This window comes from Niastella koreensis GR20-10, from assembly GCF_000246855.1.
Taxonomy (GTDB): domain Bacteria; phylum Bacteroidota; class Bacteroidia; order Chitinophagales; family Chitinophagaceae; genus Niastella; species Niastella koreensis.
Genome location: NC_016609.1, coordinates 423,483 through 438,822 on the forward strand (window position 1 = coordinate 423,483; position 15,340 = coordinate 438,822).

16 protein-coding genes are annotated in these 15,340 nt (G+C 46.0%); 15 read left to right on the forward strand and 1 reads right to left on the reverse strand.

What is annotated here, in order from left to right; translation table 11 throughout:
* Positions 1-392: 392 nt before the first annotated feature.
* The 4 genes from NIAKO_RS01730 to NIAKO_RS01745 all read left to right on the forward strand — a co-directional run bounded on the left by NIAKO_RS01730 (position 393) and on the right by NIAKO_RS01745 (position 5,134).
* On the forward strand, positions 393-2,924 hold the full coding sequence (locus NIAKO_RS01730) for a TonB-dependent receptor (RefSeq protein ID WP_014216662.1): 2,532 nt from the start codon (positions 393-395) through the stop codon (positions 2,922-2,924).
* 516 nt (positions 2,925-3,440) lie between these two features.
* Entirely contained in the window at positions 3,441-3,707 is a 267-nt protein-coding gene (locus NIAKO_RS01735; RefSeq protein ID WP_014216663.1) for a T9SS type A sorting domain-containing protein, read from the forward strand.
* Between the two features lie 362 nt (positions 3,708-4,069).
* Positions 4,070-4,333 carry a hypothetical protein gene (locus NIAKO_RS01740; protein WP_133055296.1) on the forward strand — a complete coding sequence of 88 codons (264 nt, stop codon included), beginning with the start codon at positions 4,070-4,072 and terminating at the stop codon, positions 4,331-4,333.
* An 81-nt stretch (positions 4,334-4,414) separates the two neighbouring features.
* The gene (locus tag NIAKO_RS01745; protein ID WP_014216665.1) at positions 4,415-5,134 is read left to right on the forward strand and encodes a pyridoxine 5'-phosphate synthase; all 720 of its coding nucleotides are present in this window, start codon (positions 4,415-4,417) and stop codon (positions 5,132-5,134) included.
* Between the two features lie 114 nt (positions 5,135-5,248).
* On the opposite strand, the gene NIAKO_RS01750 is transcribed toward NIAKO_RS01745, so the two are convergent.
* Positions 5,249-5,530 carry a GNAT family N-acetyltransferase gene (locus tag NIAKO_RS01750; RefSeq protein ID WP_014216666.1) on the reverse strand — a complete coding sequence of 94 codons (282 nt, stop codon included), beginning with the start codon at positions 5,528-5,530 and terminating at the stop codon, positions 5,249-5,251.
* A gap of 144 nt (positions 5,531-5,674) precedes the next feature.
* On the opposite strand from NIAKO_RS01750, the gene NIAKO_RS01755 reads away from it, so the two are divergent.
* The 11 genes from NIAKO_RS01755 to hisA all read left to right on the forward strand — a co-directional run bounded on the left by NIAKO_RS01755 (position 5,675) and on the right by hisA (position 15,225).
* Positions 5,675-5,905: a hypothetical protein gene (locus NIAKO_RS01755; protein WP_014216667.1), complete on the forward strand. Its 231-nt coding sequence runs from the start codon at positions 5,675-5,677 to the stop codon at positions 5,903-5,905.
* A 206-nt stretch (positions 5,906-6,111) separates the two neighbouring features.
* A complete protein-coding gene (locus NIAKO_RS01760; RefSeq protein WP_014216668.1) occupies positions 6,112-7,539 on the forward strand; it encodes an anthranilate synthase component I family protein in 1,428 nt (475 codons plus the stop codon).
* A gap of 73 nt (positions 7,540-7,612) precedes the next feature.
* Positions 7,613-8,311, forward strand: coding sequence for an anthranilate synthase component II (locus NIAKO_RS01765; protein WP_014216669.1), 699 nt, complete (start codon positions 7,613-7,615; stop codon positions 8,309-8,311).
* 3 nt (positions 8,312-8,314) lie between these two features.
* On the forward strand, positions 8,315-9,307 hold the full coding sequence (gene trpD / locus NIAKO_RS01770; protein WP_014216670.1) for an anthranilate phosphoribosyltransferase: 993 nt from the start codon (positions 8,315-8,317) through the stop codon (positions 9,305-9,307).
* A 57-nt stretch (positions 9,308-9,364) separates the two neighbouring features.
* Positions 9,365-10,150: an indole-3-glycerol phosphate synthase TrpC gene (trpC, locus tag NIAKO_RS01775; RefSeq protein WP_014216671.1), complete on the forward strand. Its 786-nt coding sequence runs from the start codon at positions 9,365-9,367 to the stop codon at positions 10,148-10,150.
* Positions 10,151-10,199: 49 nt separating this feature from the next.
* Positions 10,200-10,838, forward strand: a complete 639-nt coding sequence (locus NIAKO_RS01780; protein WP_014216672.1) for a phosphoribosylanthranilate isomerase — start codon at positions 10,200-10,202, stop codon at positions 10,836-10,838.
* 9 nt (positions 10,839-10,847) lie between these two features.
* A complete protein-coding gene (locus tag NIAKO_RS01785; protein ID WP_014216673.1) occupies positions 10,848-11,366 on the forward strand; it encodes a GNAT family N-acetyltransferase in 519 nt (172 codons plus the stop codon).
* A 19-nt stretch (positions 11,367-11,385) separates the two neighbouring features.
* On the forward strand, positions 11,386-12,633 hold the full coding sequence (trpB, locus tag NIAKO_RS01790; protein ID WP_014216674.1) for a tryptophan synthase subunit beta: 1,248 nt from the start codon (positions 11,386-11,388) through the stop codon (positions 12,631-12,633).
* 90 nt (positions 12,634-12,723) lie between these two features.
* Complete coding sequence (gene trpA, locus NIAKO_RS01795) at positions 12,724-13,494, forward strand: tryptophan synthase subunit alpha (RefSeq protein ID WP_014216675.1); 771 nt, start codon at positions 12,724-12,726, stop codon at positions 13,492-13,494.
* 8 nt (positions 13,495-13,502) lie between these two features.
* Positions 13,503-14,093 (forward strand): imidazole glycerol phosphate synthase subunit HisH, encoded by a 591-nt coding sequence (hisH, locus tag NIAKO_RS01800; RefSeq protein WP_014216676.1) that lies wholly within the window; start codon positions 13,503-13,505, stop codon positions 14,091-14,093.
* Position 14,094: 1 nt separating this feature from the next.
* Positions 14,095-15,225: a 1-(5-phosphoribosyl)-5-[(5-phosphoribosylamino)methylideneamino]imidazole-4-carboxamide isomerase gene (gene hisA, locus NIAKO_RS37650; protein ID WP_014216677.1), complete on the forward strand. Its 1,131-nt coding sequence runs from the start codon at positions 14,095-14,097 to the stop codon at positions 15,223-15,225.
* Positions 15,226-15,340 lie beyond the last annotated feature (115 nt).

The following is a 15,340-nucleotide window of genomic DNA, read 5'->3' on the forward strand; positions in this document are numbered from 1 at the left end:
ACAACCAGTTATTTAATGCTATGCCAAACATATAACGATTCCCCATCATGGAACGATTTTCCAGATATTGGTTAGGCAACCATCATCAATACATAAATGTACTTACCATTGCCTATCAATATAGGTTATGTGTAAATTGATATTGATCAATTGCAAGTACTAATACACGTTATAAGTTGAAAGTTTAAAGTTTTAGGTTGGTGCTTCCTGGATTAGTTTAAGTTATTAAGTTCTTTAGTTCTTGAAGTTTGTTAGTTCAATCCTGAGCGCAGCGAAGGACAACTGTTTCCACGAAGCTTTGTATTGGCTTTCAGCTGTATTTGGCTTACAGCTTGCGGCTTACAGCTTACAGCCTGCCTTTAGGCAATAAAAAGCCCCAATTTGAGTTTACAATGACGTCAATTTCAACTAATTTCGACCGCAACAAAAACTTTACCCGGGTGAAATTCGTTCCTTATTTACTGGTCTTTATTGCAGTTTGTATATCCGGTAATGTGGTAGCACAGAAAAAGGCGGCCTGGGTATCAGGCCGGGTGGTAGGAGATAATGAGCAACCCCTGGATAATGTATCTGTAGTGATCCTGGGACGGCTGAAAGGCGTCGTCACTTCCGATTCCGGTACCTTCAAACTGAAAGTACCTGCCGATAAAGCATTTGCCCTCGTATTCAGTTATACCGGCTATAAAACCGAGCAACGCAATTTCCTGCTGAACGAAAATGAAGAAGAAAGGGTGGTGGTGAGGCTCGAACGAGGCGCCCGCGAACTGGAACCTGTAGTTATCACCAACGAGCGGCAACGGCGCGAGGCCGGACTGGTGATCATCAATCCCAAAAATGCCATCAACATTCCTGCCCCGGTGGGGGGAATAGAAAGCCTGATAAAAGTCTTCGTCGGTTCTAACAATGAGCTCACCTCTCAATACAATGTACGCGGCGGCAGTTATGATGAGAACCTGATTTACGTAAACGATTTTGAAGTATTCCGGCCGTACCTGGTACGCAGTGGTCAGCAGGAAGGATTAAGTTTCATCAATCCCGAAATGACGCGCAATGTAAGCTTTTACAATGGCGGGTTTCAGGCCAAGTATGGCGATAAAATGTCGTCGGTGCTGGATATTCAATATAAAAAGCCGCGGCAGTTTGGCGGATCTGCCTATGCAGGTTTGCTGGAACAGGGCCTGCACCTGGAAGGCATTACAAAAGATAACAAGTTTACTTACCTCATAGGCGTGCGTAACCGCAGTATGCGCAACCTGTTTAAAAGCCAGGAAACACAGGGCAATTACGTGCCCTCCTCCAACGACCTGCAAGCTTTATTAACCTACCAGATCAATGCAAAGAACAGCATAGAATTATTGGGAAATATCTCGCAAACCAAATTTACCCTGATCCCGCAGTTCAGTCAGCTTACCTCTTCTGTTTTCTCGCCTTACTTCAGCGCCAACCTGGGTATGGATATCTATTTCTCGGGCCGGGAAGAAGACCGCTACCGCACCAACATGGTGGGGTTGTCGTTTATACAACAACCCAAAAAGAGCCTGCGGTTGAAATGGATGCTGAGCCGGTTTGAGAATGATGAACGCGAAGGCATAGACATTACCGGCGCTTATATTTTTGGTGAACGCGAGTTTGATAAAAGTAAATCCGATTTCGGGTTAATTAATAATCCGCTGGGAGCGGGCCTGTATCAAAACTATGCCCGTAATAAACTCAACATCCAGGTTTGGAATGCTTCCCACAAAGGCTACCTCGACCTGGGCCATCATTACCTGCAATGGGGACAAAGCGCAGAGCGCCAAACCGTGAACGATAAACTCCATGAATGGGAATACCAGGATTCGGCTGGTTACAGCCTGCCTTATGACCCCAATAACCTGGCGTTGAGCAGTCTGTTGAACTCAAAAGCCAACCTCACCATTAACCGGTTGAGCGGTTTTATCCAGGATAATATCATTTTACACGATTCCATGGGCGTGATTTTGCAGGCTGGCGTGCGTTATAATTACAACGACCTGAATAATGAATTCCTGGTATCGCCGCGTTTGGGCGCCTCCTGGAAGCCAGCCCATTGGCGGCGGGATATTATTTTCCGCGGCTCGTTGGGTATTTATAACCAGCCACCGTTTTACCGCGAATTACGCCGGTATGATGGAACGGTGAATACCAACCTGAAAGCCCAGAAAAGCTGGCAAACATCGGCTGGGTTCGATTATAATTTCCGCTCGGGCAACCGCCCCTTCCGCTGGACGGTGGAAGCCTATTATAAGAATATGTGGGACGTAGTGCCTTACGATATCGACAATGTGCGCATCCGTTATTTTGGCGAGAACATGGCGAAGGCCTACGCCGCCGGTTTGGAAACCCGCATCTTTGGCGAGTTGGTAAAAGACGCCGAAAGCTGGATCAGTCTGGGTTTTATGCGCACCCGCGAAAACCTGAAAGGCGATAAATATTACGATTATACGCTCGATTCCCTGGGCGGCATAAAAGACAGTACCCAGAAAGAAGCAGGCTGGTTACGCCGCCCCACCGATCGGTTTCTCACTTTTGGAATGTTTCTGCAGGATTACCTCAGCACCAATAAGAATTTCAAAGTATACCTGAACTTCCTGTATGGCAGCAACCTGCCTTATAACATTCCGGGTAGTGTAAAATACCGCAATGCGCTCATCATCGACCCTTACATCCGCATTGATGTAGGTTTTAGCGCCCTGCTGCTGGATAGCGAAAAAAGCAACCGCCGCAGCCATAGTCCCTTCCGCAATTTTGAGAACATCTGGGCTACACTGGAAGTGTTCAACCTGATTGACCGGGACAATACCATCTCCTACATGCTGATTAAAGATTTCTCCAACACCGTTTTTGCCATGCCTAACCGGCTTACGCCCCGGTTGCTGAATTTGAAGCTGGTAGCGAGATTTTAAAAGGGCAGAAGGCAGAGGGCAAAGGGCAGAGATAATCATGGAAAAATAGCAGGCTCAAAATATTTACAGCGGGTCACCTATATGGGTGGCCCGTTCCTGTTATTATAAACTCAGGCACAAACCATATATTTTCGGGTATAAGCAGGAAATATACAGGTCTTAAACCTGAGATATCCCGGCTGTTAATAAGGGGCGGGATATCTCGGGGATATATCGGAGACATATCCGGGATATCTCCGGGATATCTATAGTATGAACCTGGATCAGAGCCAGTTTTACCTGCCTGTAATTAATGGAAAACTTACCCATCTCTGCCCTCTGCCTTTTGCCCTTTGCCTTTTGCCTGCTTTCCCGTTTTATAACTCTTTTTCCGGAAATGAGAATAAGTGTAACAACATGGGTTGTGCAACTTATTGTTTTACAGGAAGTTGTTTTTTGGCATTTTAATCGAATACTTAATCACAGAACAAGAACATGATAGCAAAACAACTCTAAAACCCTTTAAAAGATTAGCGTATGATGGCAGTAAATGTGATATCAACCCGTCCCAACCCATTTATTTCATCACTTACCCTGGAGATAACGACTACGGAAGATCGTCCGGGTGTAGTAAGAATGGCAGATACAACCGGAAAGATCATTAGTCTTTTTTTATGGAAACTGAAGAAAGGAATTAATATCAGCAATATTAATAATTTAAACAAATTAGGCAATGGATCATACCTGCTTGATGTAATGGACGAAAAGGGCCAGATTTTATGCAGTGCAAGAGTAGAAAAGTAAGTGGTTTCACCGCTTGAGATGCAAAAACCTGTACAGGTTACTTTACCTGGTAAAAGGGAAACATGTAGTAAAGCGATTTCGGTTTCCCAAATTAATAAAATTTTATCCCAAACTGAGACAACGAACTAACTGCTTATGATTCATCTGACTGATTATGAATGTGTTGAAAAGTGGCATTCCATTAGTAACCTCTAACAAAACGATACTTTGTGATACCATTAAGCCATAACCATAACCCAGATAAGCACAAAGCAGAAAAAAACGCTGTTTCAATGCGGCAGAAATTAAGCAGGATATTACAAATTGACCAAACCGGATCAGGTGGTAACGAAGGTGCCCCCAAGGTTCCAAACCCAGAAAATATGATCCCTAAAGTTGTTGTGCGTCCTAACCCGTTTTTTACTTCCATAACGCTTGATGTAACGTGTGCACAAGGCAAACATGTAATTGTGCGGATGTTTGATGAAGACGATAAGATCGTAAAAATGTTCAGCTGGTTTCTGGTAAAAGGAATAAACATAACGAATATCAGCGAAGTGGAATTTTTGCCTTCGGGCGTATACTCGCTGGACATTGTAGATCTGGAAGGAGACGTGTTATACAGCACCCATATGTCAAAAGGCTAGAGAATATTTCAAACCCCTAACCCCGCAGGAGTTGTTTGCAAAAACAACTCCTTTTTATTGTCAGTTACTGTAATTTTGGGCATGACAAAGCTGAGTGTAAACATCAACAAATTTGCCACGTTGCGCAATAGCCGCGGCGGTAATAATCCCGATGTAGTAAAAGCGGCCATCGATGCAGAGCGTTTTGGTGCAGATGGCGTAACGGTTCATCCCAGGCCCGATGAAAGGCATATCCGCTACAGCGATGTGCGGGCCATTAGAAAGATCATCACCACCGAATTTAATATTGAAGGCAACTGCCGCGAACAAAAGTTTATCGACCTGGTACTGGAAACCCAGCCTCACCAGGTAACACTGGTGCCTGATGCCGAAGGACAATTGACCAGTGACCACGGGTGGGATACCATTCAACACCGCGATTACCTGCGGGAGATGATCCAGACCTTTAAAGGGGCTGGTATCCGGGTATCGATCTTTGTAGATCCCGTTATCGACATGGTGAATGGCGCGGCCGAAACCGGCACCGATCGGATTGAACTGTATACCGAAGCCTACGCCCGGGAGTATACGAATAACAAAGAGCAGGCCATTGCCAGTTATGTAACCGCCGCTAAACGGGCCAATGAACTGGGGTTGGGCATTAATGCCGGTCACGACCTTGACCTTACCAACCTGGCGTATTTTTCGCAAAACATCCCTGGCTTGCTGGAAGTATCCATAGGGCATGCCCTGATAAGTGATGCCTTATATCTGGGATATGAGAATACTGTTCAGTTATATAAAAGGCAGTTGAAATATTGATAGGCTCCTGTTAAAAGCCTAAAGCCGTAAGGTTAAAGCTGAAAGTAAATACATTGTTTTGCTTTCAGCTTTCCGCTTTAGGCTTTTAGCCTGCTATTGTTTTCAACCTCTGCATTAGGCCAGTACATCATGCCACTCCAATACCTTATCAAACACCGATTTGGCGAAGGGGCAGAGGGGCACGATCTTGATGTTATGGGTACGGGCATATTCAACAGCGGTGAACACCAATTGCTTTCCTACACCTTTTCCGGCTAAAGAATCGTCTACTTCGGTGTGCTCGATGGTCATTTTGGTAGGAGTGGTCATTGTGTACACCATTTCGGCCAGTATGGCGCCGTCCTGGCCCACATAAAACATACCTTTCCCGTGTAATTGTTTGTGTTGTATTACCATAGTAAAATAGGAATAAAGCAATAATGAATTACAGCGAACGGTTTGGGGGTGATTGCAATGGTCGTATGTTGATCGTTTTCAACTGATTCCGGCCCGGGTGCAATTCAGGGGGTAAAAATCGTATTTTTATTTAAATTGTTGGTTATGGATAAGAAGAATTTGAAGGAAGAGCTACCTGAAGATGTTGATCTGCCTGAAGAGGATGATGACAATGACGATAATGAGTATGATATTCTGGATGAATTAACGCCTGAACAGCTCGCCAGGTTGCAGGAATCGATCAAACAGTTGGAGGCAGGCAGTACCTTACCCCATGAAAGGGCGATGGCACTGATGAGTGCGTTGCTTGAGCGCCGTTCCCGACAAAATTTGTAGGCTTTTTAAAAAAAATTTGGTTAAGTCATTTTTGCATAGCACTTTTGTAAGCATAATGAAAAAGCAATTACAAAATAATCATTGGTGGTGGCATACAGACTCTAAAAGGGGCTTGTAAGCTACTGTTTGATGTTATTTTAACACCATATTCAGCCCCGACGCCTCCGTCGGGGTTTTTTTTTGACTGTTCTTAATGCGGCTGATTAATGAAAAAGATAAATATTACTACCAATTGTAAAAAGTTGCTGGCCGATGTGTTCACGCCGGTAGGCATTTACCTCCGGGTGCGCGATCGCTTTCGCGATACAGTACTGCTGGAAAGTACCGACCACCATGCAGCAGACAACAGTTACTCTTTCATTTGTATCAATGCCATAGCGGGCATTGAGATCACTTCTTCCAAAAGCATTGAATTTAAATTGCCTGGCCTGCCCCCTGAAAAAGCAGCCATTACCAACAGCGCCGAAGTACCTGAGAAACTGTGGGAATTTATGCAGCGCTTTGAGGTAACACCCGGCGCCGGCCGCGAAACAAAATTCGCCCAGGGCTTATACGGCTATACCACTTACGACGCCGTTCAGTTTTTTGATACCATTCACCTCGGCATCGAGCGCAAATCTCCCAACGGGCTGCCTGTTGTTCCTCTTATGCGGTATCGCCTGTATCAATACGTAATTGCTATCAATCATCATAAAGACGAACTGTACATCTGCGAAAACACCATGCCCGGTGTGGAAAGTGAAGTGCAGATGGTGGAGTCGTTGATCCGCAGTAAAGATGTACCGGTTTATCCTTTTAAAACAAAAGGTCCCGAAGCATCCAACATGACCGATAACGACTATATGGATATGGTGAAGAAGGGTATTCAAAGTTGTTTACGGGGCGATGTGTTTCAGATAGTGCTGAGCCGTTGTTTTGAACAGGGTTTTACCGGCGATGAGTTTGCCGTGTACCGCGCCCTGCGCAGCATCAACCCTTCGCCTTATTTGTTTTTCTTCGATTATGGTGATTACAAACTGATGGGTTCTTCACCCGAAGCGCAGCTGATTATGCAAAATGGCAAAGCAGTAGTGCACCCCATAGCAGGTACCTTTAAACGAACCGGTGATGATGAAACCGATCAGCGCGAAGCGGAACGCCTGTTACTGGATGCCAAGGAAAATGCAGAGCATGTAATGCTGGTTGATCTGGCGCGTAACGACCTCAGCCGCCTGTGCGATGAAGTAAAAGTGGACCACTATCGTGAAGTACAATATTATTCGCACGTAATACACCTGGTAAGTGAAGTGAGCGGTAAAGTGCGTGCCGGCAGCAATCCTTTCTCACTACTGGCCAAAACCTTTCCGGCTGGTACATTGAGCGGTGCGCCTAAGTTCAAGGCCATGGAGCTGATCGATGCTTTTGAACCCACCTCTCGCAGTTATTATGGGGGCGCCATCGGGTTCATGGGTTTTGATGGACAATGCAATCACGCCATTATGATCCGCACCTTTATGAGCCGCCAGAACAAACTGATTTACCAGGCCGGCGCCGGTGTAGTAGCCGCCAGCAAACCAGAAAGTGAATTACAGGAAGTAAATAACAAACTGGGTGCGCTGAAAAAAGCCATCGTATTTGCTCAGGAAATAATTTAATTGGTACCCAGCTGAAGGAACATAGAGCAACACCGGTTGCGTCGCACACTTTGGCACCATAACATTACTGAACATGAAAATCCTTGTTTTCGATAATTACGACTCTTTTACCTATAACCTGGTTCACCTGGTTGAAAAGATCCTGCATCAGAAAGTAGATGTATACCGCAACGACCAGATCCCTTTGGAAGATGTAAAAGCGTATGATAAGATCATTTTATCGCCCGGTCCCGGTATACCCGAAGAGGCTGGCTTGTTACTGCCCCTGATAAAGGAATATGCTGCCAGCAAATCGATCCTGGGTGTGTGTTTGGGCCACCAGGCCATTGGCCAGGCATTTGGCGGCAAGCTGACTAACCTGAGCACGGTGTATCATGGCGTAGCAACGCCCGTGCAGATCGTGAATCGGCAATCGGCAATCGGTAATCGTGAAAAGGCAAATCCCGACCAGTCGGGACAGGCTGTGAAACGTGAAACCGGAAAGAGTAAAAAACAAGCGGAGACTTCGACTGAGGTAACCCACTCACCACTCCCTACTCACCACTCACTCTTCGATGGCTTGCCCGATGAATTTGAAGTAGGCCGTTATCACAGCTGGGTAGTGAGTGAAGATGGTTTTCCCAAAGACTTAGAGATCACCGCCCGCGATGCCAACAACTTCATCATGGCCCTGCAGCATAAAACATATGATGTGCAGGGGGTGCAGTTTCATCCGGAGAGTGTACTGACTCCAAGGGGTGAAGAAATATTACGTAACTGGTTGAAATCATAGTGTATGAAAAAAATATTACAATACCTGTTTGAACATAAAACTCTTAACCGCGAGCAGGCGAAAGACGTTTTGCTGAACATTGGTAAAGGTGTTTATAACGAACATGAAGTAACGGCCTTTATGACTGTATACCTCATGCGTAGTGTAACCATCGAAGAGTTGCAGGGATTTCAGGATGCCTTGCTGGAGTTGTGTGTAAAAGTAGACCTGAACGGTTTCCCGGTTATTGACATTGTGGGTACCGGCGGGGATGGAAAGAACACCTTTAACATCTCCACACTTAGTTGCTTTATTGTGGCCGGTACGGGGCAAAAGGTGGCGAAGCATGGTAACTATGGAGCTTCTTCTATCAGCGGCGCTTCCAACGTAATGGAGCAGCTGGGTTATAAGATGAAGAACGACCCCGACAGGTTGAAGAAAGAAGTGGATGAGGCCAATATCTGTTTTTTACATGCGCCGTTGTTTCACCCGGCATTAAAAACGGTAGGACCAATCAGGAAGAACCTGGGTATGCGCACCTTCTTCAATATGTTAGGACCCATGGTAAACCCGGCGTTTCCGCCGTTTCAGTTGGTGGGAGTATACAACCTGGAGATGGCGCGCATCTATAATTACCTGTTGCAATTAACAGATAGAGCCTTTACCATTATTCATGGACTGGATGGATACGATGAGATCTCGCTGACCAACGATACCAAAGTGATCACCAACAATGGCGAAAAGATCATGACGCCCGAGCAGTTGGGCAAACGGATGGTTAACCCTGCCGATATTTATGGTGGCAATACCGTGGAAGAAGCCGCCAAACTGTTCACCAAAATATTAAAGGGCGAAGGCAGCTGGGCGCAGAATGCCGTGGTAATGGCGAACGCCGCCATGGCCTTGCATTGCACCGGTAGCTATAAAAGCTACGAGGATGCGTATGGCGCCGCTGTGGACAGTCTGGAAAGTGGAAAGGCCAATCAGGCTTTACAAAAACTGATAGCGTTGCAGTAGAGTTGACCACTGACAACTCACCAGCCGATTTAAATTCACAAATGATCGTTTGTAATAATGAATATTCTTGACAAAATAATTGAGCACAAAAGAGCAGAGGTAGCGGAGCGGAAAAAACAAACCTCCGTACAGGAACTGGAACAACAGGAAGGGTTTAAACGTTCTATATTGTCGCTCGGGCAGTTTTTGCTCGATGACGCCAAAACCGGCATTATTGCCGAGTTTAAACGGAAGTCGCCATCTAAAGGCATTATCAATGGCGAGGCAGATGTGGCAGCAGTTACTTCCGCTTATGCCCGCTATGGCGCTTCGGGTTTATCCGTACTCACCGATGAACAATTTTTTGGCGGCAGTACTGCCGACCTGATAAAAGCAAGAATTAACCAGGTGCCTATTCTGCGTAAGGATTTCATGATCGATGAATACCAGATTGTGGAAGCCAGGTCCATGGGGGCCGATGTGATCCTGTTAATTGCAGCCTGCCTGACACCGGCTGAAGTTAAACGGTTGGCATCTTTTGCGGCTTCTTTACAGTTGGAAGTATTGCTGGAGTTACATGCCGAAGAAGAGCTGGAACATATTTGTGACGAGACGAAACTGGTAGGCATCAACAACCGCAACCTGAAAACTTTTGAGGTAGACATTGAGCGGAGCCTGAGAATGGCAGAACGCATTCCGGCCGGCAAGATCAAAATTGCCGAAAGCGGGATCAGTTCTGTTGCTAACATTCAGCTCTTCAAACAAAATGGTTTTCGTGGATTCCTGATTGGAGAGAATTTTATGAAAGAAGCCCAACCCGGCGAGGCATTTCATACATTCATAGCGCAACTGGAAACTAAATAACAAGGCGATTGCATGGCCACAACCCTAACACTTAAAATCTGACTACGCTATGCGAGTAAAAGTTTGCGGTATGACACTGCCCGAACAGCTGGAACAATTAGAAAGCCTGGGCGTAACATTTGCGGGATTTATTTTTTATCCGAAAAGTCCGCGCTATGTTTTCAAAGGCCTTACCACCAGCCAGATCAGGAAAGAAAACAATGTTAACAAGGTAGGCGTATTTGTAAATGCCTCCATTGAAGAAGTGCTGCATATGGTTGATGAATGCCGCTTGCACATGGTACAGCTGCACGGCGATGAATCGCCCAAATATTGCGAAAAGATCGCTGACTACGTATCGGTGGTAAAAGCATTCCGCATTAGTGAGAACGATAATATTGAATGGATGATCAAAAATTATATGGATGTATGCGATATGTTTATGTTCGATACCATGGGCGCCGGTTACGGCGGCACGGGCGTTAAATTCAACTGGAACATGTTAAAAGACGCTACCATCGGCAAACCTTTTTTCCTTAGTGGCGGTATTGAACCAGGCGATGAAGACAGGTTGAACGAGTTTGCCACCCTGCCAATAGGCAAAGGGTTGTTTGCGGTAGATATCAATAGTAAGTTTGAGATAAGTCCGGGTATTAAAGACATGTCGAAAGTGAAGGAGTTTGTCACCAGATTGAACAGCAAGTATTAAACTTATTCTATGATCCAAATACGAACGGCCAGAGAAACTGACCTGGAAGCTATCCTGGAGATTTACAACGACGCGGTGCTGAATACTACCGCGGTGTACGACTATGAAGCGCATACGCTGGAAATGCGGAAGCAGTGGTTCCGGATAAAAGAGGCGCAGGGCTTCCCGGTATTTGTAGCCTCAGCAGGCGGACAGGTAATAGGTTTTAGTTCCATTGGGCCGTGGCGTGCGTGGGCAGCGTATAAATATTCAGTGGAGAATTCGATCTATGTAGCGGCCAGTCAACGGGGTAAAGGCATTGGTAAACTGTTGCTGCAGCCATTGATAAAAGCAGCGGAGGAACTGGACATGCATACCATTGTGGCAGGCATTGACTCCACCAATGCAGTGAGTATAAGATTGCACGAGCGTTTTGGATTTAAAGAAGTAGGCCATTTTACCCAGGTGGGTTATAAGTTTGGTCGCTGGCTCGACCTCACCTTTATGCAGTTGATGCTAAAAACACCTGCAGAACCGGTAGAAGGATAATACTTAAACAATTTTGAAAATGACGACAACAACAACATATCAACAACCAAATGTACAGGGGTATTATGGAAAGTTCGGTGGCGCATTCATTCCCGAAATGCTGCACCGCAATGTGGAAGAGCTGCGTTCAAAATACCTCGACATTATTTACGATCCTGCTTTCCAGAAAGAATATAAGGCTCTGTTGCACGATTATGTAGGCCGGCCTTCGCCGCTGTATTATGCCAAACGCCTGAGTGAACAATACGGTACGCAGATTTACCTGAAACGGGAAGACCTGTGTCATACCGGTTCGCATAAACTGAATAATGCCCTCGGCCAGATCTTACTGGCAGAGCGCCTGGGCAAAAAACGCATTATCGCCGAAACCGGCGCCGGCCAACACGGTGTGGCTACCGCCACTGTATGTGCGTTGAAAGGAGTGGAGTGTATTGTGTATATGGGTGAAAAAGACATCGAGCGGCAGGCGCCCAATGTGGCCCGCATGAAAATGCTGGGCGCTACGGTGATCCCTGCAACCAGCGGCAGCAAAACATTGAAAGATGCTACCAATGAAGCTATCCGCGACTGGATCAACAATCCCGTGGATACTCACTATATAATTGGCAGTGTGGTTGGACCGCACCCATATCCTGATATGGTAGCACGTTTTCAAAGTATCATCAGTGAAGAAATCCGTTACCAGTTAAAAGAACAGGCAGGTACTGAATTGCCTTCCCACGTACTGGCCTGTGTAGGCGGCGGCAGTAATGCAGCCGGTACATTTTATCATTTCCTGGAAGAGCCAACCGTACAACTGGTAGCTGTAGAAGCGGCCGGACATGGCGTACACAGCGGCTTAAGCGCTGCTACCACGCAGTTAGGTAAGCCAGGGGTATTGCATGGCAGCAAAAGCCTGGTAATGCAAACCGAAGATGGACAGGTGGTAGAACCACACAGCATTTCTGCAGGGCTTGATTACCCGGGCATTGGACCATTGCATGCCAACCTGTATGATTCAGGCCGCGGCGTGTTCTTAAGCGCTACCGATGAAGAAGCTTTACAGGCAGCCTTTAACCTGGCGCAAAAAGAAGGCATCATCCCCGCGTTGGAAAGTTCCCACGCCCTGGCCAGCCTGGAGTTTCTGAACCCGCTGAAACCTAAAAAAACAGAAGCGCCTATACCGGCAAAAGCTATGTTCACAAAAGATTCAACGGTGGTGGTTTGTTTAAGTGGAAGAGGTGATAAAGACATGGCTACTTATATGAAAGCAATGGAATCGAAATAAATGCAGTTGCAGGTTACAGGTTACAAGTTACAGGGGAAACCAGTAACCTGGAACTTGAAAACTGGAACATAAAGTTTCAAAAACAGAAGAATGAGTCGAATTCAGGAGCTATTTAAACAGAAACAGAATAACGTATTGAACGTGTACTGCACCGCAGGTTATCCAAAACTGGATAGCACGGTACCGGTAATGAAAGCATTGCAGGATAGCGGGGTAGATATGATTGAGCTGGGCATGCCTTACAGCGATCCGCTGGCCGATGGCCCGGTGATCCAGGCAAGCAGCACCCAGGCCCTTGCCAATGGTATGACCATTGCCACTTTGTTTGAACAGTTAAGAGGTTTTAGAAAAGAGATATATGTGCCGGTTATTTTAATGGGTTACATGAACCCGGTTTTACAATACGGTTTTGAACGGTTCTGCCAGGATGCAGCAGATATGCCCATCGATGGCCTCATCCTGCCTGATCTTCCGGAGTATGAATTTGAAACGGAATATGGTCCAATTATGCAGCGCTATGGATTGAACTTTATTTTCCTGGTTACACCCGAAACCTCCGGGGAGCGCATTCGCAGGCTGGATAGTTTAAGCACCGGTTTCCTGTATGCCGTGTCTTCCTCTTCTACCACGGGTAAAGACAAAGACATGAACGCCGTGAACAACTACCTGCAAAAGCTGCAGGATATGAAATTGAAGAATCCCGTACTGGTAGGCTTTGGCATAAAAGACAAAGCAACCTTTCAACAGGCCTGTGAACACGCCAATGGCGCCATTATCGGCACGGCGTTCATCAAGGCGCTGGAAAGTACCAGCGATGTAGCGGGCGTTACCAAAAAGTTTATAACTGATATTAAAAGCTGAGATAAAGAATGGACCTGGTAATCATAAAATATAATGCAGGGAATATACAGTCGGTATTGTATGCGCTGGAACGCATTGGCGTAAATGCCGTGGTGACCGATGATGTTGAACAGATAAAAAGCGCCGGCAAAGTGATCTTTCCCGGAGTAGGGGAGGCCAGCAGCGCCATGCGCTACCTGAAAGAACATAAGCTGGATACGGTTATCAAAAACCTGCAACAGCCTGTATTGGGTATTTGTTTGGGCATGCAACTGATGTGCGCCTACAGCGAAGAGAATGATACCACCTGCTTAGGCATCTTTGATGAGCATGTTCAGCAATTTACGCCGAAGAACGGTGAATTGAAGGTTCCGCAGATTGGCTGGAATAACATCTTTAACCTGAAAACAAAACTGTTTGCGGACTTACCCGAAAACAGTTATTGTTATTTTGTACATGGCTATTACGCAGCATTGGGTGAACACACCATTGCCACAACAGACTATGTACAACCATACAGTTCGGCCCTGCAACGGGATAATTTTTATGGTGTACAGTTTCACCCCGAGAAAAGCGCCAAAGCAGGCGAACTGATCCTGAAAAACTTTTTGAGTTTGTAATATGCCAATACAACCTGTTCCCCTGAACGAAGTGTGGGCCATGCGGCAGGCCGTGATGTACCCACAGGAAAGCATCTCGTTTGTACAGCTGGAAGATGATGAAAAGGGCCTGCACTGGGGTTTGTACGACAGTGGCGAGTTGGTTTCGGTGATCTCGGTCTTTGACAGGAATGGCTCCGTACAATTCAGAAAGTTTGCTACCAGAACCAACTGGCAGGGCAAAGGGTACGGCACCAGGCTGTTACAATATGTAATGGATTGGGCGCATCAGCAGGGTAAACAAAACATCTGGTGCAATGCCCGGTTAACGGCTACCGCCATTTATAAAAAGTTCGGGATGCAGGCCACAGGAAAAACCTGGCAGCAATATGGGCTCGATTTTATTAAAATGGAAAAACAATTAGTGCAAACAAAGCATATGCAGATCATTCCGGCTATTGATATTATTGATGGGAAATGCGTGCGGCTAACGCAGGGCGATTATGAGCAAAAGAAAATTTACAATGAGAACCCGTTGGAAGTAGCGAAAGAGTTTGAAGACGCCGGTTTACAGCGCCTGCACCTGGTTGACCTGGATGGCGCTAAAGCAGGTGCGGTAAAGAACTGGAAAGTGCTGGAAGCTATTGCCGGTAAAACATCGCTGGTAATTGATTTTGGCGGCGGTATAAAAACCGAAAAGGATGTGAACATTGTATTTGATTCAGGCGCAGCGTTGGCTACCATTGGCAGTTTGGCCGTTAAGAATGAATTTGAATTTGTAAAATGGTTGTTGACCTACGGCGCTGAAAAGTTTCTGTTAGGCGCCGATGTAAAAGACGAAAAGATCACAGTGGGTGGCTGGCTCGAAACAACCGATATTACCATCTACGACTTCCTGCAGAAATACATCGGTCATGGCGTGCAACAGGTATTTTGTACCGATGTAAGCAAGGATGGGTTACTGGCAGGTCCGTCAACAGCGTTGTATAAAAAGATCATTGAGCGTTTTCCTTCCCTGCATTTTATTGCCAGTGGGGGAGTGAGTAATGTGGCTGATCTGGAAGCTTTGGCAGAGATTGGTTGTACTGGAGCGATTGTGGGTAAAGCCATTTATGAAAATAGAATATCGTTGGATGAACTTAAGAAGTTTTAAGTTTAACGTTGAATGTTACTGGTTTTAAGTTTGAGTTATTAGGTTCATAGGTTATTAGGTTTTTTAGTTCAGGGTTCCAAGTTCAGAGTTCAGGGTTGCCGCGACGCGGTTCTTT